The sequence below is a fragment of the Methanobrevibacter sp. 87.7 genome, from assembly GCF_002208625.1.
Lineage (GTDB): Archaea > Methanobacteriota > Methanobacteria > Methanobacteriales > Methanobacteriaceae > Methanarmilla.
This window is the reverse complement of the sequence record NZ_MRCT01000277.1, coordinates 1-1,044: the sequence shown is the minus strand read 5'-3', so window position 1 is coordinate 1,044 and position 1,044 is coordinate 1. Positions and strand designations below refer to the sequence as shown.

The window sequence follows — 1,044 nt, the reverse complement described above, 5'->3', positions numbered from 1 at the left end:
GAAAATAAACAATAATTTTAATAAAAATAAGAAAAAACATAAATATAAAATCTAAAATAAAAAAACAAGTTGAAAAACAGAAAAAAGAATAAAAAACAAAACTTAAAACAAAAAAATCTAAAACAAACAGAAAAAATAGAACATAAAATAAAAAACAAAAAATAAAAGAATTAACTTTTATTTTCATCATGAATATTTACTTTTTTACCATGAAGTGTTGGAATAACTTCAAATACAGGATGATTAAAGTTTATATCAAATTCTTTACCATCCATTAAAAGATGTTGGAATACTGCAAGAGCAGCTACTTCAGAGTGAGGTTGAGTAGTTACTGAAACATTCCAAGTAGCATTTTTATATACTTTAGAAGGTACTTTACTACCACCAACAATAATTAAAAGATCCCTATCTTCAGATTCTTCTCTTACTTCATCAATGATTTTATGAGCTTGTTCACCATACATAGTTAAATGAACAATTCTTCCACCAACATTTTGCCAATTTTTAATTAAACTTAAATAATTTTTAACATACTCAACTTTAAAGTCTCCGCCCCAACGATCGACAATATCCTCAACATTTGACATTAAATGAGTATCTTCTTCACCACTTAACCATACCTTATCAGCACCAAAAGCCCTTGCAGTTAAACAGACATGAGTAGTAATACGTGTATCCCTACCAATTCTGTGATCTAATCTTAAAACGTGAATTCTTTTCATGAATAATCTCCTCATAAATAATAAAATAAATAATAAATTATAATATTTTTAAATTATTAGATTTTAAATAGAATTTTAAAAATATTACTCAAATTAAATTAAAATATGAAAAGCATTTTTATATAAAATTTAATAGATTTTTAAAAATATTATTTGAATTAAATTAAATTATAAATTATTTTTATATAAAAATAACTTTAGGTTAATATATATTTTTTAAAGTTTTTAAAAGTTTTTTATTAAATTTAATATCTTAACAGAAAATAATTTTATTAAAAAATAAATATAATTTAAAAAATTGATTTTTATAGATTTTTAAAGC

Annotated in this window: 1 protein-coding gene; it reads right to left on the bottom strand. The window is 21.2% G+C overall.

Going from position 1 to position 1,044, the window contains the following annotated elements:
* Positions 1-170: 170 nt before the first annotated feature.
* Positions 171-722 carry a hypothetical protein gene (locus tag BGI41_RS08190; protein ID WP_088540209.1) on the bottom strand — a complete coding sequence of 184 codons (552 nt, stop codon included), beginning with the start codon at positions 720-722 and terminating at the stop codon, positions 171-173.
* Positions 723-1,044 lie beyond the last annotated feature (322 nt).

Excerpts from the sequence above, each read along its gene's own strand:
- BGI41_RS08190 (WP_088540209.1), bottom strand. The coding sequence starts at position 722 with ATGAAAAGAATTCACGTTTTAAGATTAGATCACAGAATTGGTAGGGAT.